Here is a 22198-nt window from a genome sequence, read left to right as displayed (position 1 = left end):
TTTATTTTTATCCACTTACTTCTCCAGTCTTTAATCTAATTAGTAAAACATTTATATCTGCGGGAGTGACTCCAGAAATTCTACTTGCTTGTCCTACAGATCCAGGTTTAATTTCATTTAATTTTGCTGATGCTTCTTTTTTGAGACCATCAATACTAGTGTAATCAAAATCACTTGGAAGTTTCTTTTCTTCAAGCTTCTTAAACTTATCAATATCAGCCATTTGTTTTGCTATATATCCCTCATATTTGATTTCTGTTTGTACTTGTATTTGTTGAAATTTTGGTAATATTGGTCTATCTTTATCTAATATTTCAACTTTAAAATAGTCTAATTCTGGTCTTTTTAACAAATCATAAAGTGAAACACCAGTTACTATAGGATTTGTTCCTAATTCCTCTAAAGTCTTATTTGTCTTTTCTGTTGGAGTTAAGATTATTTTTTTAAGTCGTCCTTTTTCTATATTTATAGCATCATACTTTTCTAACATTTTTTGATAACGCTCATCACTTGCTAAACCTATATCATGAGATTTTTTAGTTAAACGCTCATCTGCATTATCTTGACGCATGGTTAATCTATATTCACAGCGACTTGTCATCATACGATATGGTTCATTAGTGCCTTTTGTAACGAGGTCATCAATTAGTACTCCTATATAAGCATCTGACCTGTCTAGAATAAACGGATCTTCTCCTTTGATTTTTAGAGCAGCATTTATACCAGCTATAAGACCTTGTCCTGCTGCCTCCTCATAGCCACTTGAGCCATTGATTTGTCCTGCAAAATAAAGACCAGAATAATTCTTTGATTCTAAAGTCAGATTAAGATCACGAGTATCAATCATATCATATTCTATAGCATATGCCGGACGCATAATTTTTGCATCTTCAAGACCAATTATAGTCTTATAAAAATCCATTTGAACTTCTTGTGGCATTGATGATGAAACACCTTGAACATAAATCTCATCCGTTGACAATGATTCAGGTTCCAAAAATACTTGATGAACATCACGATCTGGAAATCTTATCATCTTATCTTCTATTGAAGGACAATAACGTGGACCAATGCCTTTAACATTACCGCCATAAATAGGAGATCTATCTATATTGTCCATAATTATTTGTTTAGTTTCTGGTGTTGTATAGGTCAGATAACAATCATATTGTTTCCTATTAGAAAAATCTTCACCTTCATTCTCAAATGAAAATGGAATTACTTCTTCATCGCCTGCTTGTATTTCTGTTTTTGTAAAATTTATAGTTTTTCTATCAACTCTAGCAGGAGTTCCTGTCTTGAATCTACGAAGTGAGAACCCCATCTTCTCAAGCGTATTAGATAGATAAGTTGCAGCAGAGAGACCATGAGGTCCTGAAATTTTTTCAAAGTTTCCTATCAGGATCTTTCCATTTAAATATGTTCCTGTACAGACTATAATTGCCTTACATGGAAATACAGCGCCTTGTATTGTTTCACATGAAACAATTTTGCCATCTTCATAGTTTATATTATCAACTTCTTGTTCGAAAATATCTAAATTAGCTTCATTTTCTATAACTTTTTTCATTTCTTCATGGTATTTTCTTTTGTCAGCTTGGACTCTTAGAGAATGTACTGCTGGACCTTTAGATGTATTAAGCATCCTCGATTGAATAAATGTCTTGTCTATGACCTTAGCCATCTCGCCACCCATAGCATCTATCTCACGAACTATATGTCCCTTTCCTGTACCACCAATATTAGGATTACAAGGCATATCCGCTATAGATTCAAGACTTGTGGTAAGAATCAATGTCTTCATCCCTAGTCTAGCAGAAGCTAGTCCTGCTTCACAACCTGCATGCCCTGCTCCTATTACAACAACATCATAAGCATCTTGTATATATTTATTTTTACTTTCCAACACAAAACTCCTTAAAGACCTTATCCATTATTTCATCTGAAACTGACTCCCCTATTATAAGTCCAAGATCATCATAAGAGCCTCTTAGATCAACTTCAACTGCATCAAGAGATATGCCCATCTTTATATCATATAAAGATGAGGCTAATTTTTCGCTAGCTGATTTTAATAACCTCTCATGTCTAGTGTTTGTTATTAGGATTGATTCGCGATTGATCTCTGATGCATCGAAGATTTCTGTTATAGTCTCTTCTAGTTTATCAATTCCTATATTTTCTGTCATAGAAGTTTCTATAATAGGTAAGTTCACATCCAACAAGGACTTATCAAATATAGAATCCAAATCCGTCTTATTTAGAATGATAATAGCATTTTTATCTTCTATTAATTCTAATATTTTCTTATCTTCATCATCAAATTTTCTAGAAGTATCAAATAAGGCAATAATTAAATCACTAGCTTTAGATAGTTCTATAGATTTATCAACACCAATTTTTTCTACTATGTCCTCTGTATCTCTTATTCCTGCTGTATCATTAATTTTTAAAGTAAAGGATCCAAGATTAATATATTCACTTATAAGATCACGAGTAGTACCTGGTATATCAGTAACTATAGCACGATTTTCTTTTAGTAATGCATTTAAAAGCGATGATTTACCAACATTCGGCTTACCTATTATGGTAGTATTAATTCCATCTTTTACTATTTTGCCTTTATTTGAGCTATTAATTAGCTTCTCAATTTTATCATTAGCTTTTTGCATATAAGAAATTATCTCATCTGGAGATAGATCTTCCCCATCTTCAGTAAAATTTATAGAATATTCTAATCTAGATAGAGCTTCAAGTAAAAATTTACGTATACTATCTATTTCCTTTCTCAAAGATCCATTAAGTTGATTTATACCTTGAGCCTGGGAGAGATCATTAGTTGAATTAATTATATCAAGCACAGCTTCAGCTTGAGATAAATCTATACGACCATTAAGAAAAGCACGTTTAGTAAATTCCCCAGGCTCAGCAAGAACTGCTCCCTTATCCAATATTAAATTTAAGATCTTTTTTACAGAAATGAAAGAACCATGGCAATTAATTTCACAAATATCTTCTCTAGTATAGGTAGATGGACCTATCATAAAATTTACCATAACCTCATCTATAATCTCATCATCATCTACTATGTTTCCATAGCGCATTTTTCTATTATCTTTTTGACTATCTATAGGCCCACCATAGATAGGTCTAAAAATTTGATCAATTATTTCCTTACTCTTATCTCCACTCATCCTAACAATGGATATACCACCAGTACCTTGTGGAGTGGAAATAGCTGCTATAGTAGCTTCACTCATATATTTTCCTTTCATAGTACGATTAATATCCACTACTTTGACTAGTGGTCTATAACATATGAATTATAGTGGAAAAAGTTAAAATGTCAATGATTTGACCTAGATAATAGATGTTAAGTCTAAAAATCTATCAAATCAAATAAATAATTATAGCCGTAATTGTAGATGCAAATCCTACCAATGCTTCATAAGGGATAAGTTTTAATCTATCTTTAATTACCATTTTTACACTACCACCAGTAGCGTGGAAGAATGAACCGTGTGGCAAAGAATCAAGCACTGTTGCACCAGAATGAACCATAGCTGCTGCATTTATGCTATTTACATCTGCGCTAATTAAAGTATTGGCAAAAGTTTTTGATGCTATAGTTGCTCCAGCAGTAGTTGAAGCTGTTGCAGCTGCCATTAAAATACCAGATAACGGAGCCAAGATAAATGGTTTAAGATTTAAGGTATCTATTAAGCTTATCATATCTGTTTGTAAGTGTGAGTTTGATATAATACCTGAAAGTGTACCAGTCCCTATCAGCAGGGCACAAACACCTATTACTTTTGAAAAACCATATGCAGAATATTCACTTATATGTTTGATCTCTCCACAAACAAATAAGCAAACTATACCCCCTAATGGTAAGGCAATTAATGGATCAACCACTATATCGAATAATGGTCTAAGAGCAAGTAATATTACTACAGTAGCTGGTCCTGCTATAGCACTTGCAAATCTTGGAAGATCTTTTAAAGAATTGTCAACAATATCTATATCATTGTCTGTAACTATATCATTGAATTTCCTATTAATAGTTTTAGCTAAAATTATGGTAATTATTAAAGCAATTAATGCTGGAATAATATTTATCCCCATAAGTGAATTAAGATTTACTCCAAAAGCTTCACTAGTAGCAATAGTGTTTGGATTTGGACTTATGATATTGCCAGCTTTTCCTCCTCCAATCATTGCAAAAAGTGATGCAGATTTACTCATCTTTGTCCTTTTAGCCACCGCAAGTGCAATAGGAGCGGTTGTTATAACAGATATATCTATAAAAACTCCAACTGCACATATAATCATTGTAGATATAGATATGGATATAATAGCATTTTTTTCTCCTAACTTATTTACTATGGTTTCAGCTATCTTTTCTGCAGCCCCTGTTTTTACCAAGCATCCTGCAAGTATACCACTTGTCATAATTCTTAAAATTGAACTCATCATCCCAGCAGATCCTGATATCATAGCTTTAACAGTACCATCAAGGCCTCCACCTCCTATAATACCACCTATTATCGCTCCAAGAATCAGTGAATAAGTTGAGTGAAAATTTTTAATAATAAGTACAATCGCAATTAAAAGACCTAATACAGCACCTAAAGTACTAAATTCTATCCCTTCCATTTTTACCTCCACATATCTATAATATTAAATACTTGAGTGACACATCTATTCAAATTTTCTTTACTTTTTTCAATAGACATGGCTTCATTAATACTAGTTATTTTATCTATAATAGGAAAAAAAGCATCTATACCTTCATTATTTACTGCCACCGCTTCATTATCCACGATTCCAGCAAAAGCTATAACTGCTTTATTATATTTTTTAGCAAGTTTTGCAACTCCCACAGGAGCTTTTCCCATTGAAGTTTGGAAATCTATTTTACCTTCTCCAGTTATTATAAGATCAGCCTTCTTTATATGATTTTCAGCATCAAGTAAATTTAGTATTAGATCTATTCCATGACTTAAGTTTGCATCAAGAAAAGTCTTAAATCCATAACCTAAGCCTCCAGCAGCTCCTACACCCTTAATAGAATTATCTGCAGAACTTATGTATTGTTTTGTAATATTATGATATTTTAATAGTAGTTCATCTATAATTTTAACTTCTTCAGATGTAGCTCCTTTTTGTGGTCCATATACATAAGCAGATCCATTTTCTCCATTTAGAGGATTATCGACATCACAAGCTATATCAAAATCTGCTTCTTTAACCCTAGGATCCACTTTACTATCATCGATTTCTACTAGATCATAAACTCCCTCAATACCTGGCTTGATTTCATTACCATCTATATCTAAAAACTTAAATCCAAGAGCAGATAGCATACCTATACCACCATCATTAGTTGCAGATCCCCCTATTCCAATAACAAAGTGCCTTGCTCCTTTATCAAGAGCATCAATAATCATTTCTCCCACTCCGTATGTACTTGCTTTCATAGGTGAAAGTTTATCTTTTATTAGAGTTAACCCACTTGCTTGACTCATTTCCATTATAGCTAATCTACTTTTCTCAGAATAAGCATATCTAGCAATCTGACTTTCAAATAGGGGATTATTTACCTTAACTTTTATCTCCTCTATGTCAGATAAACCTATAAGAGATTCTACAGTCCCTTCCCCACCATCAGCTATAGGTAAGACTTCTACCTCGTGAGGGATTTTTCTTTTCTCTAAAGTATTCTTAATTGTATTGCCAGCCTCAATAGATGACAAACTTCCTTTAAAAGAATCCATCATAACTAAAATCTTCATATTACCTCCTATATATAAATTATATAAAACAATCATAAATAGTATAATGTTACTTATACTAAAATAATTAATATTATTACAAAAATAATTGTTACAGGAGATAGTATGGTCATAAGCAAAGCTATAGCTAAATCAATTGTTGATGAAATTAACACAATCATAAACGAGGATATAAATTTTATAAATACCAATGGAATCATTATATATTCCACTGATAAAAAACGAATATCAACATTTCATCAAGCAGGTTTTATTTGTGTAAAAGAAAACGTAGATGTAATTGTAAAAGATTTGCACACTTATAAGGGATCAAGGCCTGGCATAAATATGCCTGTTGTATTTAAAAATGAAGTTATAGGTGCTATAGGTATTACAGGAATCGGAAAAGAAATCATAAAATATAGCACAATTATTAAAAAAATGACGGAAATTTTAATCAAAGAAAATTATAACCAATCTATAGAAGCAAAAAATAGAGAAGGAATAAAATACTATATAGAAGGATTAATACACGGAGATAATCTAAATAAGGAAATAGACTTCTCAGATAAATTTCAAGATAAAATGATACTAGCTGTAGGAAAAAATTCCACTTCTCATATATCTATCGAATATATTGATCAGATATATGAAATACTGAACAAATATTTATATAGTAAAAATTGTATATATGCTGTATTTTTTAATGAAATAGTTATATATAGCTTTCATTGGGATTTAGATATTACCTATAAACAGTTAGAAAAAGTAAGTAATAAGATAAATCTTGCTACCAATTATAATCTCAAATTTGGAATTAGTGAATCATTTAATAATATTGAATTATCAAAAGAAATGTATAAGCAAGCAAATATAGCTCTTAATTGGGGAGAGATTTCAGGAACCAATAAAAAATTTTACGAATATAAAAATTTTGATTTAGAACTTTTACTAACCTCTGTAGATAAAAATTCTTTAAGTAAATATAGATCCACAGTTTTATCAAATATAGAAGATAAGGATTTTAATATATACAAGAATCTAATAGAAACTTATGTTAAAAACAACGGTTCAATAATAAAATGTGCAGATGAACTTTTTATTCATAAAAACACTGTACAATATAGGTTAAATAAACTTAAAGAAATAACCGGTTATGATCCCAGAAATATTAATGATTTAATAAGACTACATATTGGTTTTATGATTACAAATGTTGATTAATATCAAAAAAGCGGGTATTCCAGCTACGAACAGGAATACTCCGCATAAAGTATATTTTTATTAAGTTAAGTATATAAAATACTAAATTTCTATTTTTCATCTTCTCCAACATAGTCTACAACTACATATCTTTTAGGTTCTTGACCTTCTGAATGGCTATCTACATTTGGATGCTTACTTATCTCTTCATGGGCTAATCGTCTTTCATATGAGTTCATGTATTTAAGATTCCATGCTTTCTTACTTTTAGCTACTTTTTTTGCAGTATCTCTAGCAAGTTCTTTAATCTTTTCATCGCGACGTTTTTTATAATTATTTATATCTACATTTACTCTTAAATTATTAGCTCTTGAGTCAATTGATTTTCTTATAATAAGCTCTATAGCATCAAGAGTTGCCCCACCCTTTCCTATAGCAATACCTGTATCCTTTTCTTCTACTTTAGCATCTAGTTTAATTATAGATCCTTCTAGATTTCCATATACACTAGCATTTTCAAAGTGCATTTGTCTTAGAATTTCTTCCAAAAATTCCTTAGCTTTATAGTACTTATCTATATCTGTTTGTTGCTTATCATATACTATATCATGACTATTATTAGCTTTAAAGTCATCAGAAAGCTTTTCATTAATTTCATCTAAATTCTTATCAGTGTTAACCTCTGAATCGGATGATTCAAAGGTTAATTTTTCTGTAAGATTAGAACTTTCTGTTTTTTTATCAGACTTGATATTAGAATCATCCTCAAACTTAGTAAATAAAACTGAATTATCTTTTTCATTATTTTCTCTTTTAAGTTCTTCTGGTTCTATTGATTGTCTATTTATATCTCTTTTTTCTAAAGAATCGATTCTTTGATCAAGGATTTTCGATAAATCTTCTGTATCTTTTTTATAAGTCTTGGAATTTTCTTCATAAGAATTGATCTTTTGAAGTCTCTCATAATTTCCAAGATTTTCTTCTTCATCTTTGATATTATGAATACTTTGTTCAAACTCAGCTCCATCACGAGCATAATCTTCCTTTTTAGAATCATCCTCTGCTATAGGACCTTCATCTTTATAATTTGCAGAAGCTTCGTCCTTATAATAATTGCTACGATCTTTTATATTATATTCACGATCGAAGTCAGAGCCTCCTACTGTATCTCTTTTAATCTCATCTTCAATATCTAAGAGAGCTTCATTTATATCTTCATCATAAGATATACGAACAACGGCATCCTTACTTCCAATCCCTAAAAATCCGCTAGAGCCTTCGTTTATAACTTCTATATCTACTTCTGACCTTTCTTTAGCAATTTCTGCTAGAGCACGTCTAATAGCTTCATCTTTAGTTTTTGCTTGTTTTATTATTGACTTTCTCATCTTTTACCTCGAATGTTTGAACTTGTTTAGGTTTTTTAACTGTAAAATGCAATATAACCATTATTATAAGTCTTATAATAGAACTCATTGTATAATAAAGTGGAAGACCTGCAGGAAGGCTTCTAAACATGAAAAAATAGAGTAGAGGCATCATTAAAAATGTCTTGCTCATACCAGCCATAGGACCTTCTGACATTTGTGGATTGGTCTTCATTGAAAATAATTGAACACCAAATTGGGATAAACTCGTTAAAAGTGGAAGACCAAACCAATATGGGTCTTGTTTAGTTAAGTCACTTACCCAATAAAAATCTTTTCTAATACCTTCTATACCTTCTGGAAATACGAAAGTTTTAGTATCACGCATAACCCTAAATAAAGCAAAAAGAATTAAAAGTTGCAAAATCATCATTAAACAGGATGAGAAACCAGGATTGACTCCCTCTTCCTTATATAATTCTTGCATTTTCTTTTGCATGATTTGAGGATCATAAGAATATTTCTTTTGAATTTTATCCATCTTTGGTTTTATCTTTTGTGTACTTTCTGCTTGTTTTTGTTGAGAAATAGTAACTGGTACTGTAAGCAAAGTTACAAGCAGAGTCATAAGTATAATTGCAATAGCGTAAAAGCTTATATTGCTAGGTTCTACTTGATTTGCTGCAAGTGAATCGTATATCCACCTCATTAGCTTACCAAGTAAAGTAGCTATAAAATTTAACATAAATACTCCATAAATTTATTCGGGAAAACCCCTATGCAGGTCTAATAGTCTATCTAACAGGATCATAACCACCTTTAGAAAAAGGATTACATCTTAAAATTCTCCACAAAGACATAAAAAAAGCTTTAAAAAACCCATATTTTGTAAAACACTCGATAGCGTATTGCGAGCAAGTAGGGTAGTATTTGCATTTTCCTCTGCCTAACTGTGGAGAAATGTAAGTTTTATAAAAATTAATTATTCTAATAAAAATTTTATTTAACATAAAAAATCTTATTCTTTTTAAATGCCTTGTTTAATACATGACCCAAGGTTTTTTTAAGAGACTTATAATCAAAGTCAGTTACATGCTTTTTAGGAATGATAATTATATCTACTCCATTAAGATTATTATAATTTTTTCTTACTATATCACGGAGCCTTCTTTTTAGTAGATTGCGCTGGTTAGCCTTGCCAATCTTCTTACTGATAGAAAATCCAAATCTGGGATGATCAAGACCATTATTTTTTATTAATATAGTAAAATCTCTATTAAAAAAAGCATCACTTTTCTTATATACACGCTTAAAATCTGTATCTTTTCTTAAACTAAGTCGCTTTTCCATTTGTGTCCTAAATTTCTAATAAAGCGATTGCTTAACTATAGGCTAATAAACTAGCCTACTATAATTAAGCAGATAATCTTTTTCTATTCTTTTTACGTCTTGCTTTTAGAACTCTTCTGCCACCTGGAGTAGACATTCTTTTTCTAAAACCATGATCTTTAGCTCTTTTTCTTCTATTTGGTTGATAGGTTCTTTTCATAGTTACACCTCCTCATAAAATTTTAGACTCATACTATTATATGTAGAAATAGTTAATATGTCAAGGTTTTTTGTTGATTTTAAGCTCTTATAACCCATCATAACAATAAATGAATAATATTTCTATCCATTAACTCATAAATATACAAATAATTACTGATAAGCTAATAATAATGCAATGTGTATAACTTTTTACATAAATTATTTCTCCACAGGATATTAACCAAAAAATTATATGGATAAATATAAGAATATATGTTTAAAAAAATCTAAAAGTTTGAATTCTCTTGATAAATATAAAAAGTTTTAATAAATACACATACTTATCCACAATTACACAAATATTATTAAGATAATATAAATATGATAATTAAGTTTTCCCAAAATTTATCTACTTCTTGTGGATAAGTTGTCAAAAGCTCTATTTTAGAGTATAATTTGATGTGTAAAAATATATGGATAATCTCAAATTTCCTTTTTAAAAGATTAACTTTTGTGGAAAAGTTTTTAATTTTAAAATTTATGTAAAATTCATATTATTAAAATCCTTATTTTTAAATAAAAAACTTATAAACAGAAACTTATCCACAATTTAATCCACAATAGTGGATAAGTTTGAAAATCTTAACTAAATCCTATCGAAAAGCCTATTATAGCCTGTGGATAGATTTTGTGAAGAAAGGTGTAGTAATGATTAGTTTAGAATACATTACAGATGAATTAAAAAATGAAATGAAAATGAATATTGCTGATAGCCAACAATATTATACTTGGATAGATATATTAAAGCCTTTAAATCTCTATGAAAATACCCTTTATTTAGAGATTCCTAAGTCTGAGATGATGTTTGTCTATGAAAAAATATGGACTCCAGCATTACAAGAAAATCTAGATAAGATTACAAGAGACTATGACTATAATATAAAGGTAGTAATTATAGCTAAAGATTCAGATTCTTACAGTAAAATATTAACTCTAGGCAATAATTATGAAGAAGATGGACAAATGAGACTAAAGCAGGTGTCTAAGTTTCCAAAACCTTTACTAGATCGCAATTATACATTTGAAAATTTTGTACAAGGTAAATCAAATCAATATGCTCATGCCATAGCAAGTGCTGTAACTCAAAATATTATAAATAATGACCCTACCAAGGTATATAATCCTCTATTTATATATGGAGAATCTGGACTTGGTAAAACCCACTTAATGCAAGCAATAGCCCATAAAATTCTTGAAGAACGTGATGATTTATATGTCATGTATATATCAAGTGAAAGATTTACAAATGAACTAATTGCAAGCATTCAGCCAACTAGCAAGAATAAAAATCAAAATCTAAATCAAGAATTTCGAGATAAATATAGGTCAGCTGATATTTTATTAATAGATGACATACAATTTTTATCAAACAAAGAAGGGACACAAACAGAGTTATTTCATACTTTCAACGACTTATACTACGCAGATAAGCAAATTGTCCTATCATCAGATAGACCACCCCTAGAAATCAAGGATTTAGAAGATAGATTACTTTCAAGATTTTCCTGGGGTATCACAGTAGATATAGGTAAGCCAGATTTTGAAACAAGAGTAGCAATACTTCAAAAAAAATCAGATGAACTAGGAGCTTATATTGATAGTGAAATATTAACTTACATAGCAGAAAATATAGATACAAATATAAGAGATCTAGAAGGAGCCTTATCTACTGCCATAGCCTATGCTAAAGGAGATAATAGAAATACTATAAGCATGGATGATGCCAAAAAAGGAGTAAATACTAGATCACTAAATAAGCAAAAACATGTAAGTATAGATGATATTCAACAAATAGTAGCTGATAAGTATTCTGTGAAATTATCAGATTTAAAAGGTAAATCTCGTAAAAAAGAAATAGTAAAACCAAGGCATATAGCTATGTATCTTGCTCGAGACATACTAGATGATAGTCTAGTAACTATATCAAATGCCTTTAGCAGAGACCATACAACAGTTATGCATGGTATAGATAAAGTTAAAGATGAGATGCTAATTGATGAAAATTTCAATGACGAAATAGAAAATATTAAAAAGTCGATTATGGAGTAAAATGTGCATAACTTAGGGGATTAACATGTGGATAAAATAGCATTTAATATTGTATCTTAATGATGAATTTAATATGTGGAAAACTATATAACTTATCCTAGACTTATTAAGAATTAATTTTGTAAAAATATTGGCTTAATAAAGCTACTTTGATCACTTATCCACATATTAATAACACCTACTACTAATACTACTAAATATATATAGTTATATGAGGAGATAACATGAAATTTGAAGTAAAACAAAATGAATTAATGAATGCTATTAACATAGCTAATAAAGCAGTAAGTAAAAATACCAATATACAAATACATGAATTAATATACTTTGAAGCTAAAGAAGATAGACTTTCACTGACTGCTTTTGATGGAGAAATTACAATAAAGACATCTATATCAGCTATAATTAAAGAAGAAGGTGAAATGGCAGTAAAAGCAAGTCTATTTACTAATATAATAAGAAAATTACCAAACGATACAGTAAAAATTGAAACAAAAGAAGGCAAAATAAATATAAGGAGTCAAAATTCTAACTTTAATCTTATAGCTTTTGAATACTTTGAGAAACAAGACTTAGATTTACCAGAAACAAAACCATTAGAGATAGGAAATGATAAGCTTAAAAGATCTATCTTACAAACAGAGTTTGCTACAAGTATGGATGAAACAAAGCTTGCTCTTACAGGTATTTTATTTGAACTAAAAGAAAACAAGCTTAATATGGTAGCTCTTGATGGATATAGAGTAGCTCTTAAGCAAAACAGCATAGACTATATTAGTGATTATGAAAATAGTGAATTTATAATTCCAAAAAGATCTCTTATAGAATGGTCTAGAATTATTTCTGATGACAATACTTCTTATATTTATAAAAATGAAAATGACATAGTATTTAAAAGTGATGCTACTACTATGTATTGCAGAGTAATAGATAAAAATTTCATAGATTATAGAAATATAATAAATGATATATCTGATACTACAGTAATACTTAATAGAGATGCTCTCGTTCGTGCTCTTGATCGTGCTCAAGTATTATCAGATCCAGGTAGGGCAAATCTTATAAGAATAGAAATATCAGAAGATCATATGGTTATAAAATCTAATTCAGAAGTAGGAGATGTAAAAGAAGTAGTAGAAACAGAACAAGAAGGAGAAGATTTGGATATAGCATTTAATGCAAGATATATGCAAGAAGGTGTTCGTGCATTTGATAGTGAAAAAATAAAATTAAGTTTTAAATCTTCATTAAATCCTTGTCTAATATATCCAGTAGATAGTAAATACGAAGATGAAGATTTTACTTATCTAGTACTTCCGGTAAGACTTGCAAATTAAGAGAGAGATTTATGGAAAATTTAGAATTTGAAACTGAAATGATCACCTTAAAAGATTTACTTAAAGTCACTCAAATAATTCCTTCAGGAGGTCTTGCTAAGGCTATTATAAAAGATGAGGGAGTCATTCTTAATGGAGAAGAGTGTTTTATTCCAGGTAAAAAACTTTATAAGGGTGATACAGTAATTTTTGATGATATAAGTATAACTATTATATAATTATAATGTGGATAGATAAGATAAATTTAAAATCTTTTAGAAATTATTCCAATAGTGAGCTTAGCTTTAGTGATGGGATTAACATCTTTATTGGAGATAATGCCCAAGGTAAGACTAATCTGCTAGAATCACTTTATTATTTGGCCAATGCGACAAGCTTTAAGAAAAATAGAGATAAGGACATAATAAGCTTTAATAAGTCATCTATGAAATTATCTGGTCTTATTAGAAAAGGCATGTATTTTAAGGATGTAGTAATAGAAGTAGATGCTTATGGTAAGAAAATTTCTGTAAATGGAGTAAAATATGAGAGAAACAAGGATTTAAAGGCTTTATTTTCTGTGGTATTATTTACCCCTGAAGACTTGTTAATTATAAAGGAAGGTCCTAATTTAAGACGTGATCTTATAGATGATATAATAGTAAGCATAGATTTTTCCTATAAGAAAACAAAAAAAGAATACGATAAGCTTGTTTTTGAACGCAATAAGCTTTTAAAAAATCAAAATAGTCCTTACTTTAAAGAACAATTGGATGCTTTTGATAAATCTATAGTAAAATACGGCTATAAAATTTATAAAAGACGCAAAAAATTTATAAATCTTTTAAATGATTTTGCAAGGGACTATCATCTTAATTTATCAGAAGGAAAAGAAAATCTTAAGCTTACTTATAATCCAGATATAAATGCAGCAAGTATAGAAGACTATTATCAAAATTTTTTTAAAAAAAGAAGCGATGATTTAAGATATATGACAACTCAAAAAGGAATCCATAAGGATGATGTTGATATATTAATAAATGATAAGCTAATAAAAAACTTTGGATCTCAAGGCCAACAGAGGTCAGCAATATTAAATATAAAATTAGCCCAAGTTAAATTGATAAAAGAAGTGACAGGTGAAACATCTGTCATTTTATTTGATGATGTTTTTTCAGAATTAGATGAAAAAAGATCGAGGTTTCTTTTAGAAAACTTAGGAGGCTATCAGACAATTATTACAGCTACCAATACCAAGAGTTTGGATATGGTAGATAAATCAAGCATTAGATATATAAAAAATGGAATAATTTTTGATAATTAATAAAGATTAAATTAATAGCTAATCTTGATTTTAGAAAGGAAAATTATGACAGAAAACAATTATGATGCCGGTAATATCAGGGTCTTAGAAGGGCTTGAACCTGTTAGACTTAGACCTGGTATGTATATAGGCTCAACTAGCGAAAAGGGCTTACATCATCTAGTATATGAGGTTGTAGATAACTCTGTAGATGAGGCATTAGCTGGTCGTTGTGATTACATAAAAGTAACTGTATCAGAAGATAACATAATAACAGTAGAAGATGATGGATCAGGTATTCCTGTTAAAGAACACCCACAAACTCACAAATCTACCTTAGAAACAGTTCTTACAGTCTTACATGCAGGGGGTAAATTTGATTCATCTGCCTACCAATTTTCAGGAGGGCTTCACGGTGTAGGTGTTTCTGTAGTAAACGCTTTATCGGAGTATCTTATAGCTGAAGTAAAAAGAGATGGTCACCTTCATAGGATGACTTTTGAGCGTGGTGTAGCTACAAGTGATCTTGAAATTCTAGGCGAAACTAATGAGACTGGTACAACAATAACTTTTAAACCAGATTCTGAAATATTTGAAACAACTGTATTTGATAAAAAAACTTTGGAACGCAGATTCCGTGAAATGGCATTTTTAAATTCTGGTGTTCAAATTATATTAGAAGATAAAAGAGATGAATCTATAGATACCTTTAAATATGATGGTGGAGTTAGGGAATTTGTAGAATACTTAAACCGTAACAAAGATTCAATAATGACTACTATCCCACATTTTGTAGGTAGTCAAGAGGATACAGAAATAGAAATAGCTTTCCAATATACAGATTCTTATAGCGAAAATATCTTAACTTTTGCAAATAATATATTAACTCCAGAAGGAGGGACTCACCTATCAGGATTTAGATCAGCCTTAACTCGTGGAGTAAATGATTATGCTAGAAAATATAATTTTATAAAAGAAAATGAAGATAATCTACAAGGTGAAGATGTTCGTGAAGGGATGACTGCTATAGTATCTGTAAAGATATCTGAGCCACAATTTGAAGGACAAACTAAGGCAAAACTTGGTAATTCAGAAGTGCGTGGAGCAGTAGATTCATTTTTTTCATCAAAACTTGAAGCATTCTTAGAAGAAAATCCAAAAGTAGCAGCAGTAATCTTAGATAAAGCCTTATCATCTAGAAGAGCTCGTGAAGCAGCTCGCAAGGCTCGTGATTTAACTCGTAAAAGATCAATTCTAGATTCTGCAACACTTCCAGGAAAACTTGCCGATTGTCAATCAACAGATATAAATGAAAATGAAATATTTATAGTCGAAGGTAACTCAGCTGGCGGTTCTGCAAAAGGGGGACGTGATAATAAAATTCAAGCTATCCTTCCTCTAAGAGGAAAAATCCTTAATGTAGAAAAAGCAAAACTTGATCGTATCTTAAATTCGGAAGAAATTAAGGCTATGATTACAGCATTTGGTACAGGTATAGGTAAAGATTTTGATATATCAAAACTTCGTTATGGAAAAATTATAATCATGACAGATGCCGATGTCGATGGTGCTCATATTAGAACACTATTGCTTACATTCTTTTATAGATACATGAGAGAATTAGTAGACGATGGACATATTTACGTAGCTCAACCGCCCTTATATAAAATTAGTCATGGCAAAACCGAACGCTATGTATACTCAGATCAAGAACGTGATAGAGTCCTAAAAGATCTTGATGGTGCTAATTATAAAATAAACCGTTATAAGGGACTTGGTGAAATGAACGCTGAGCAACTTTGGGAAACTACTATGAATCCAGATAATAGAGTACTTCTAAGAGTATTAGCAGATTCTGAATCAACTACTACAGATAATATCTTTAGTCTACTTATGGGAGAAAAAGTAGAACCAAGACGTGAATTCATAGAAGAAAACGCCAAATACGCAAGCAATATTGACGTATAGGAGGCAAGATGATAGAAATTAATAATGATAATAATATTATAAATGTAGATCTAGAAGATAAAATGAAAGATGCTTATCTAGACTATTCCATGTCCGTAATAGTATCTCGTGCTTTACCCGATGTTAGGGATGGGTTAAAACCCGTACATAGAAGGATTCTTTATGGAATGGATGGCCTAGGACTAGATCCAAGCAAGCCAACCCGTAAATCAGCAAGAGTAGTCGGAGAAGTAATGGGTAAATATCATCCTCATGGTGACTCTGCCATATATGATGCTCTTGTAAGACTTGCTCAAGATTTCTCAACTAGATATCCTTTAGCCCAAGGTCAAGGTAACTTTGGTTCTATAGACGGGGATGACCCAGCCGCTATGCGTTATACAGAAGTTAAGATGAGTAAAATTGCCAAAGAAATGCTACGCGATATCAACAAAGATACAGTAGATTTTATGCCAAACTTCGATGAAGAAGAAAAAGAACCAATAGTTCTACCGTCCAGATTTCCAAATTTACTTGTAAATGGTTCTAATGGTATAGCTGTAGGTATGGCAACAAATATGGCACCGCATAATCTAAATGAAGCCATAGATGCATCAATTGCCTATATGAAAAATCCTGAGATTAACATCCAAGAATTAAATAAAATCATAAAAGGTCCAGATTTTCCAACAGGTGCAAAGATTTTAGGAAAATCAGGTATTAAAGAAGCCTATGAAACTGGACGTGGCAAGGTTAAGCTACGTGGTATTGCAGAGATTGAGCCATTTAAGAAAAATCGTGAACGCATAATAGTTTCAGAGATTCCTTATCAAGTTAATAAGGCAAGACTTATAGAAAAAATTGCAGATCTTGTAAAAGATAAGAGAATAGACGGCATATCTGATATACGTGATGAATCAGATAGAAAAGGTATGCGTATAGTTATTGAAATTAAACGTGATGCAAATGCTAATATAGTTTTAAATAACTTATACAAATATACTCAATTAGAAACAACATTTGGAATAATAAATCTAGCTTTAGTAGATGGTGTTCCAAAGATATTAAATCTTAAGGAACTAATAAAATATTATATTGATCATCAAAAAGATGTAGTAACTAGAAGAACAGAATTTGACTTGGCACGTGCAAATGCCCGCAAGCATATAGTGGAAGGATTGATAATTGCTATAGATAATATAGATGAAATTATCAAAATTATCAGATCTTCTTATGATGATGAGCAAATTAAAGGGATTTTCTTAGAGAGATTTGGACTTACAGATCTCCAATCTCAAGCTATCTTAGATATGAGATTAAAACGTCTATCAGGACTCGAAATTGAAAAGCTTAATGCTGAAAATAAAGAGCTTGAAGAAACAATTTCTTATTTAAGATCTATTCTAGATTCTGAGGAGAAATTAATCGAACTTATAGAAGATGAGCTTAATGAAATCAAAGAAAAATACGGAGATAAACGTCGTACTAAAATAGTAGCTGACGAGGGTGAGATTGATATAGAAGAACTAATCGAAAAAGAAGATATACTAATTACTCTTACAAATGATGGATATATTAAAAGACTTCCAGTAGATACCTACAAAGTACAAAATAGAGGTGGTAAAGGTATATCTGCGGCAAATACTAAAGAAGATGACTTTATTAAACGCATAATGACAACAAATACTCATGAAGATTTACTATTCTTTACGTCATTTGGTAGAGTTTATTCCTTAAAGGGATATCAAATCCCAGAAGGGAGTCGCACAAGCCGTGGTCAAGCTATTATAAACATTCTAAGCCTAAATACTGGAGAAAAGATAACAGAAATTATGAGTCTATCAGAACTAAATGAAGATGATCAGATAGTTTTACAAACAAAAAATGGTAAAATAAAGAAAACTGATGCAATTAATTTCACATCTATACAAAGAAATGGAATAATAGCTATAGGTCTAGAAGAAGATGACAAACTAATTTCAGCACGTCATATTGAAAAAGAAGAAGAACTAATAATATCAACTAAAGATGGTATGACTATCCAATTTAATACGGAGGATGTAAGAAGTATGGGTCGTCAAGCTCGTGGTGTTCGTGCTATAAAACTTAGCGATAACGATGAAGTAGTAGCAATGAATATCAGAGGAGATGAAACTTACTTACTAGTAGTGACAGAAAATGGCTTTGGTAAAAAGACTTCCTTTAACAATTTCAACAACCAAAACAGAGGTGGTAAAGGAATCAGATGTCATAAGGTCACAGAAAAAACAGGCTGTGTAGTAGATACCCTTCCGGTAGATCTAGATGATGATGTCTTGATGGTATCCCTAAATGGTGATATGATTAGGATTAAAGCAAAAGATATATCAACAACAGGTAGAAATACCATGGGTGTGACACTTAAAAATCTTAAGGATGAAACAGATAAGATAGTTTCTGTTGCAAAGTATGATGGTACTATTGAAGTAGAAGCAGAGGAAGAAAATGTTTGATAAAAAATTAGAAACAAATGGTAATACTCAAACTATTAAATTAATAGGCGATTTAGATGTATACTCTGAAGATGACTTTAAGTCATTCATTGATGAGCAAATAGATGTAAATAAAGATATAGTATTAGATCTTTCCGACCTAGAATATTTGGATTCCACAGGTCTTGGTATGTTTATGAATATATACAAAATGTTAGATGCAAATGGTAAGAGTATAAAAATCATAAATGCTAAAGAAAACATCAAAAAATTATTCAAAATAACAGATCTTACTGCTCTTTTTGATATGGAGTAAAGAATGGAAAATATAAGTATTAAAATTCCACCGAATAAAATATATATAAAGTCAATCAGACTATTTACAGCTTCATTAGCTAGTGATTTAGGATTTAATATAGAAAAGGTAGAGGATTTAAGAGTAGTAGTAAGCGAAGCTATAAATTATAAGCTCAGTGATGAGGCTATAACAGTTGAATTTTTACCAGAAGATGAAAGTCTATCTATAAAAGTTATAGGTAAAGATAAATCCCTAGATGAACGAGCACTAAAAATGCGTGATCTAATCCTTAAAGAGTTAGCAGATGAAGTTAATATAAGTGAGGATGCTATCGAAATCACACAAAAGGCATAGTTATGACAGATAAGAAAGACAAAGATAAAACTGAACAAGAGCATAAAGAAGAGATCAAAAGAAAGTTTGAAGAGTTTTATCAAACCCGTGATAAGGATCTTCGTGATGAGCTTATAGAAGAGCATATGTATATAGTTGATATTTTATCAAATAAATACGTTGGAAAGGGCATAGAAAAAGATGATCTTTATCAAGTAGCAAGCCTTGGCTTAATCTATGCTATCGACAGATATGATCCGACCAAAGGTTACGAATTCTCTTCATTTGCTACTCCAACTATAATGGGAGAACTCAAAAGATATTTTAGAGATAAGGGTTGGGTAATAAGAGTACCAAGAAGGATTCAAAACTTATATAAAAAGATAAACTCTGCCAAAAAAACTCTACCCCAGGAGCTTCAAAGAACTCCAACAGTAAAAGATATAGCAGACTATCTTGGGGAAGATGAAGAAACTATTCTAGAAACTATGGAAGCAAGCAAAGTATATTCTCCACAAAGCTTAGATATGAAATATCAAGTTCAAAAAGGAGAAAATTCCATAGACCTTGCAGAGATGATAGGAGAAGAAGATAGGAACTTCGATTCAGTAGAACTATCAGATCTTATAGAAAAATCAACAGCGAGACTAAATGATCTAGAAAAAGAAATACTTGAACTAAGGTATTACGAGGGACGTACACAAATAGATATAGCTAGTACCTTAGATATATCTCAAATGACAGTAAGTAGAATAGAAAAGAAGATACTCCAAAAGTTCACACTAGAACTAGAAAAAATGGAGGAAGTTTAAGGAACTATTACAAATCAATAGTTATCTATTGTTATATCATTGGACACCCTATTAGAAAGCTTGAGATCTAGTATTTCGATTCTCATATAGACTAAACTTTCTAATAGGGTATTTTAATAATTTTAGAACGATTTATCTATTTTTAATAGATTTTTTAATTATATAAATTTTTTATATCTTGTTATATTATTATTCAATTGTTTCAATTCAAATGGTATCTATAGGATTATGAAATGAGGGTTGGAATAGTATAGTTAAATACCTACAACTAATTTCTAGCAGGATCATCATTCGGTGGCTACAAAGAATCAGGAATCGATCGTGAAACAGATAAACTTGCTCTAGATGAATATACCCAAGTTAAAAACATCATGGTAGATGCATACCAAGATAAATTGGGTATGTTTTAACTAATAGAATAAATAAAAAAATTAGACTTCAATTGAGGTCTAATTTTTTAAAAATTAATAACCATTTATAAATTTTGATCTAATTTTACATAATTATTTTTATAATTGTATAGTAAAACTAGATATTTAATGATTGAAGTAAAGATCAATATATTTATATATTAATAATTATAATTAAAAAAGGAAAAATAATGACTAATAAAGAATTGTATAAAATTGCATATAATCATATAAATCATATTGATTTAAAGCAGTTTGGAACTGCAGGTCATGTTGCATGTGCCCTAGAAAGTAAAGAAGGAAATATATTTACAGGTATTTGCATTGATTTACCATGTTCAATTGGTCTTTGTGCAGAACAATCAGCTATTGCTGAAATGATAAAAAATAATGAGACTGTAATTAATAAAATAATTGTCGTGTATGAAGATGGAAGCATTTTACCTCCATGTGGAAGATGCAGAGAATTTATTTCGCAAATAGATAATAAAAATATAGAAACTATAATAGTGCTTCCAGAACTAGAAGAGGTACTACTTAAAGACTTATTACCAGAAAGTTGGGATTACAAATGGAATTAGTGAAATTTAGTGATAGAATATTTTATCTACCTCATGAAACTCAGACTGACAGGCCCCTATTAGCTTATGTAAAAGGTGAGAAGTTTTCTCTTGCCATAGACGCAGGAAATTCTGCTGACCATGTTAATAAATTCTACAAATCTTTAGAAGCAGAAAATTAAAAAAAACCAGAAGTGACAATTATTACCCATTGGCATTGGGATCATACTTTTGGTATGCACAATATAAATGGATTATCCATTGCTCATAAAAAAACCAATGAATTTTTAAAAGAAGAAAAGAATAAACTTAGAGATTCTTCTTATTTAGATAATATAAAAAAAGAAAATATTTATCTTGCTAGAGAATATGCAAATAATGAGGATATTATTGTCACTTTATCAGATATTGAATTCGATAAGAAACTTGTAATTAATCTTGGAGGTATTAAAGCAAAAATTTTCCATACCAAAGCGCCTCATTCTGAAGATACAGTTTTAATTTATATCCCTGAAGAAAAAATCTTATTTTTAGGAGATTCTACAAGTGAAGATTTCTTTAATAACAATTATATGGATATAGATAAATTAAATTCATTAATAAAAACTATAGAGAGAATAGATTGTAACACTTGCATTTTAGGACATACGTCCCCCTTAGAAAAAAATGATTTACTTAATTATTTAAGATCTATCTTATAAGTTGCTTTAAAAAGCCTAGCAAAACTAAAATAAAACCATAGCTGTACTAACCCCAAAAGTCAGA

At 30.3% G+C, this 22198-nt stretch carries 22 protein-coding genes; 13 read left to right on the top strand and 9 right to left on the bottom strand.

Annotated elements, in window-relative coordinates; all coding sequences use genetic code 11:
* Nucleotides 1–7: 7 nt before the first annotated feature.
* The 4 genes from mnmG to J2Z39_RS06100 all read right to left on the bottom strand — a co-directional run bounded on the left by mnmG (nucleotide 8) and on the right by J2Z39_RS06100 (nucleotide 5795).
* Nucleotides 8–1909: a tRNA uridine-5-carboxymethylaminomethyl(34) synthesis enzyme MnmG gene (gene mnmG / locus J2Z39_RS06115; protein WP_117520562.1), complete on the bottom strand. Its 1902-nt coding sequence runs from the start codon at nucleotides 1907–1909 to the stop codon at nucleotides 8–10.
* Entirely contained in the window at nucleotides 1896–3260 is a 1365-nt protein-coding gene (gene mnmE / locus J2Z39_RS06110; protein WP_209814296.1) for a tRNA uridine-5-carboxymethylaminomethyl(34) synthesis GTPase MnmE, read from the bottom strand. The genes mnmG and mnmE overlap by 14 nt, the downstream gene beginning before the upstream one ends.
* 130 nt (nucleotides 3261–3390) lie before the next feature.
* Nucleotides 3391–4656: a GntP family permease gene (locus J2Z39_RS06105; RefSeq protein WP_117520566.1), complete on the bottom strand. Its 1266-nt coding sequence runs from the start codon at nucleotides 4654–4656 to the stop codon at nucleotides 3391–3393.
* A gap of 2 nt (nucleotides 4657–4658) precedes the next feature.
* Entirely contained in the window at nucleotides 4659–5795 is a 1137-nt protein-coding gene (locus J2Z39_RS06100) for a glycerate kinase (RefSeq protein WP_117520568.1), read from the bottom strand.
* Nucleotides 5796–5900: 105 nt separating this feature from the next.
* Here J2Z39_RS06100 and J2Z39_RS06095 point away from each other — a divergent pair, with 105 nt between their 5' ends.
* Entirely contained in the window at nucleotides 5901–6998 is a 1098-nt protein-coding gene (locus J2Z39_RS06095; RefSeq protein WP_209814293.1) for a CdaR family transcriptional regulator, read from the top strand.
* A gap of 89 nt (nucleotides 6999–7087) precedes the next feature.
* On the opposite strand, the gene jag is transcribed toward J2Z39_RS06095, so the two are convergent.
* The 5 genes from jag to rpmH all read right to left on the bottom strand — a co-directional run bounded on the left by jag (nucleotide 7088) and on the right by rpmH (nucleotide 9893).
* Nucleotides 7088–8365: an RNA-binding cell elongation regulator Jag/EloR gene (jag, locus tag J2Z39_RS08485; protein ID WP_245325719.1), complete on the bottom strand. Its 1278-nt coding sequence runs from the start codon at nucleotides 8363–8365 to the stop codon at nucleotides 7088–7090.
* Nucleotides 8331–9089: a YidC/Oxa1 family membrane protein insertase gene (locus J2Z39_RS06080; RefSeq protein WP_209814292.1), complete on the bottom strand. Its 759-nt coding sequence runs from the start codon at nucleotides 9087–9089 to the stop codon at nucleotides 8331–8333. The genes jag and J2Z39_RS06080 overlap by 35 nt, the downstream gene beginning before the upstream one ends.
* Before the next feature lie 49 nt (nucleotides 9090–9138).
* Complete coding sequence (yidD, locus tag J2Z39_RS06075) at nucleotides 9139–9354, bottom strand: membrane protein insertion efficiency factor YidD (RefSeq protein ID WP_117520574.1); 216 nt, start codon at nucleotides 9352–9354, stop codon at nucleotides 9139–9141.
* Nucleotides 9344–9694: a ribonuclease P protein component gene (rnpA, locus tag J2Z39_RS06070; protein ID WP_117520576.1), complete on the bottom strand. Its 351-nt coding sequence runs from the start codon at nucleotides 9692–9694 to the stop codon at nucleotides 9344–9346. Before rnpA ends, yidD begins: the two co-directional genes overlap by 11 nt.
* A 64-nt stretch (nucleotides 9695–9758) precedes the next feature.
* The gene (gene rpmH, locus J2Z39_RS06065; protein ID WP_117520578.1) at nucleotides 9759–9893 is read right to left on the bottom strand and encodes a 50S ribosomal protein L34; all 135 of its coding nucleotides are present in this window, start codon (nucleotides 9891–9893) and stop codon (nucleotides 9759–9761) included.
* Between the two features lie 689 nt (nucleotides 9894–10582).
* Here rpmH and dnaA point away from each other — a divergent pair.
* The 12 genes from dnaA to J2Z39_RS06010 all read left to right on the top strand — a co-directional run bounded on the left by dnaA (nucleotide 10583) and on the right by J2Z39_RS06010 (nucleotide 22134).
* The gene (gene dnaA, locus J2Z39_RS06060; protein WP_209814290.1) at nucleotides 10583–11983 is read left to right on the top strand and encodes a chromosomal replication initiator protein DnaA; all 1401 of its coding nucleotides are present in this window, start codon (nucleotides 10583–10585) and stop codon (nucleotides 11981–11983) included.
* 224 nt (nucleotides 11984–12207) lie between these two features.
* Nucleotides 12208–13320, top strand: a complete 1113-nt coding sequence (dnaN, locus tag J2Z39_RS06055; RefSeq protein WP_117520580.1) for a DNA polymerase III subunit beta — start codon at nucleotides 12208–12210, stop codon at nucleotides 13318–13320.
* Nucleotides 13321–13331: 11 nt separating this feature from the next.
* On the top strand, nucleotides 13332–13538 hold the full coding sequence (locus tag J2Z39_RS06050; protein WP_117520582.1) for an RNA-binding S4 domain-containing protein: 207 nt from the start codon (nucleotides 13332–13334) through the stop codon (nucleotides 13536–13538).
* 5 nt (nucleotides 13539–13543) lie between these two features.
* Entirely contained in the window at nucleotides 13544–14623 is a 1080-nt protein-coding gene (gene recF, locus J2Z39_RS06045; protein WP_117520584.1) for a DNA replication/repair protein RecF, read from the top strand.
* Nucleotides 14624–14668: 45 nt separating this feature from the next.
* Nucleotides 14669–16570 (top strand): DNA topoisomerase (ATP-hydrolyzing) subunit B, encoded by a 1902-nt coding sequence (gene gyrB / locus J2Z39_RS06040; RefSeq protein ID WP_117520586.1) that lies wholly within the window; start codon nucleotides 14669–14671, stop codon nucleotides 16568–16570.
* A gap of 8 nt (nucleotides 16571–16578) precedes the next feature.
* Nucleotides 16579–19041: a DNA gyrase subunit A gene (gyrA, locus tag J2Z39_RS06035; protein WP_209814288.1), complete on the top strand. Its 2463-nt coding sequence runs from the start codon at nucleotides 16579–16581 to the stop codon at nucleotides 19039–19041.
* Nucleotides 19034–19336 (top strand): STAS domain-containing protein, encoded by a 303-nt coding sequence (locus J2Z39_RS06030; protein ID WP_117520590.1) that lies wholly within the window; start codon nucleotides 19034–19036, stop codon nucleotides 19334–19336. The genes gyrA and J2Z39_RS06030 overlap by 8 nt, the downstream gene beginning before the upstream one ends.
* Nucleotides 19337–19339: 3 nt before the next feature.
* Nucleotides 19340–19672, top strand: coding sequence for an ATP-binding protein (locus J2Z39_RS06025; RefSeq protein WP_117520592.1), 333 nt, complete (start codon nucleotides 19340–19342; stop codon nucleotides 19670–19672).
* A 2-nt stretch (nucleotides 19673–19674) separates the two neighbouring features.
* Nucleotides 19675–20463: a SigB/SigF/SigG family RNA polymerase sigma factor gene (locus tag J2Z39_RS06020; RefSeq protein ID WP_117520594.1), complete on the top strand. Its 789-nt coding sequence runs from the start codon at nucleotides 19675–19677 to the stop codon at nucleotides 20461–20463.
* Between the two features lie 601 nt (nucleotides 20464–21064).
* Nucleotides 21065–21454 (top strand): cytidine deaminase family protein, encoded by a 390-nt coding sequence (locus J2Z39_RS06015; protein WP_209814286.1) that lies wholly within the window; start codon nucleotides 21065–21067, stop codon nucleotides 21452–21454.
* The gene (locus J2Z39_RS08475; RefSeq protein WP_245325718.1) at nucleotides 21445–21615 is read left to right on the top strand and encodes a hypothetical protein; all 171 of its coding nucleotides are present in this window, start codon (nucleotides 21445–21447) and stop codon (nucleotides 21613–21615) included. The genes J2Z39_RS06015 and J2Z39_RS08475 overlap by 10 nt, the downstream gene beginning before the upstream one ends.
* Nucleotides 21616–21627: 12 nt before the next feature.
* Nucleotides 21628–22134 carry an MBL fold metallo-hydrolase gene (locus J2Z39_RS06010; RefSeq protein ID WP_316153859.1) on the top strand — a complete coding sequence of 169 codons (507 nt, stop codon included), beginning with the start codon at nucleotides 21628–21630 and terminating at the stop codon, nucleotides 22132–22134.
* Nucleotides 22135–22198: the final 64 nt, after the last annotated feature.

It is taken from the genome of Anaerococcus nagyae (assembly GCF_017874535.1).
In the GTDB taxonomy this organism is placed as follows: Bacteria; Bacillota; Clostridia; order Tissierellales; family Peptoniphilaceae; genus Anaerococcus; species Anaerococcus nagyae.
Note: the sequence above shows the minus strand (reverse complement) of the source record. Positions and strands in the feature narration are given on the sequence as shown.

What these genes read in the sequence shown, in the direction of transcription:
- yidD (WP_117520574.1), bottom strand. Translation starts at nt 9,354, where the DNA reads ATGTTAAATAAAATTTTTATTAGAATAATTAATTTTTATAAAACTTAC.
- gyrB (WP_117520586.1), top strand. Translation starts at nt 14,669, where the DNA reads ATGACAGAAAACAATTATGATGCCGGTAATATCAGGGTCTTAGAAGGG.
- J2Z39_RS06050 (WP_117520582.1), top strand. Translation starts at nt 13,332, where the DNA reads ATGGAAAATTTAGAATTTGAAACTGAAATGATCACCTTAAAAGATTTA.
- gyrA (WP_209814288.1), top strand. Translation starts at nt 16,579, where the DNA reads ATGATAGAAATTAATAATGATAATAATATTATAAATGTAGATCTAGAA.
- J2Z39_RS06100 (WP_117520568.1), bottom strand. Translation starts at nt 5,795, where the DNA reads ATGAAGATTTTAGTTATGATGGATTCTTTTAAAGGAAGTTTGTCATCT.
- jag (WP_245325719.1), bottom strand. Translation starts at nt 8,365, where the DNA reads ATGAGAAAGTCAATAATAAAACAAGCAAAAACTAAAGATGAAGCTATT.
- J2Z39_RS08475 (WP_245325718.1), top strand. Translation starts at nt 21,445, where the DNA reads ATGGAATTAGTGAAATTTAGTGATAGAATATTTTATCTACCTCATGAA.
- J2Z39_RS06015 (WP_209814286.1), top strand. Translation starts at nt 21,065, where the DNA reads ATGACTAATAAAGAATTGTATAAAATTGCATATAATCATATAAATCAT.
- rnpA (WP_117520576.1), bottom strand. Translation starts at nt 9,694, where the DNA reads ATGGAAAAGCGACTTAGTTTAAGAAAAGATACAGATTTTAAGCGTGTA.
- J2Z39_RS06025 (WP_117520592.1), top strand. Translation starts at nt 19,340, where the DNA reads ATGGAAAATATAAGTATTAAAATTCCACCGAATAAAATATATATAAAG.
- mnmE (WP_209814296.1), bottom strand. Translation starts at nt 3,260, where the DNA reads ATGAGTGAAGCTACTATAGCAGCTATTTCCACTCCACAAGGTACTGGT.
- J2Z39_RS06080 (WP_209814292.1), bottom strand. Translation starts at nt 9,089, where the DNA reads ATGTTAAATTTTATAGCTACTTTACTTGGTAAGCTAATGAGGTGGATA.
- J2Z39_RS06095 (WP_209814293.1), top strand. Translation starts at nt 5,901, where the DNA reads ATGGTCATAAGCAAAGCTATAGCTAAATCAATTGTTGATGAAATTAAC.
- dnaN (WP_117520580.1), top strand. Translation starts at nt 12,208, where the DNA reads ATGAAATTTGAAGTAAAACAAAATGAATTAATGAATGCTATTAACATA.
- rpmH (WP_117520578.1), bottom strand. Translation starts at nt 9,893, where the DNA reads ATGAAAAGAACCTATCAACCAAATAGAAGAAAAAGAGCTAAAGATCAT.
- J2Z39_RS06030 (WP_117520590.1), top strand. Translation starts at nt 19,034, where the DNA reads ATGTTTGATAAAAAATTAGAAACAAATGGTAATACTCAAACTATTAAA.
- dnaA (WP_209814290.1), top strand. Translation starts at nt 10,583, where the DNA reads ATGATTAGTTTAGAATACATTACAGATGAATTAAAAAATGAAATGAAA.
- recF (WP_117520584.1), top strand. Translation starts at nt 13,544, where the DNA reads ATGTGGATAGATAAGATAAATTTAAAATCTTTTAGAAATTATTCCAAT.
- J2Z39_RS06105 (WP_117520566.1), bottom strand. Translation starts at nt 4,656, where the DNA reads ATGGAAGGGATAGAATTTAGTACTTTAGGTGCTGTATTAGGTCTTTTA.
- J2Z39_RS06020 (WP_117520594.1), top strand. Translation starts at nt 19,675, where the DNA reads ATGACAGATAAGAAAGACAAAGATAAAACTGAACAAGAGCATAAAGAA.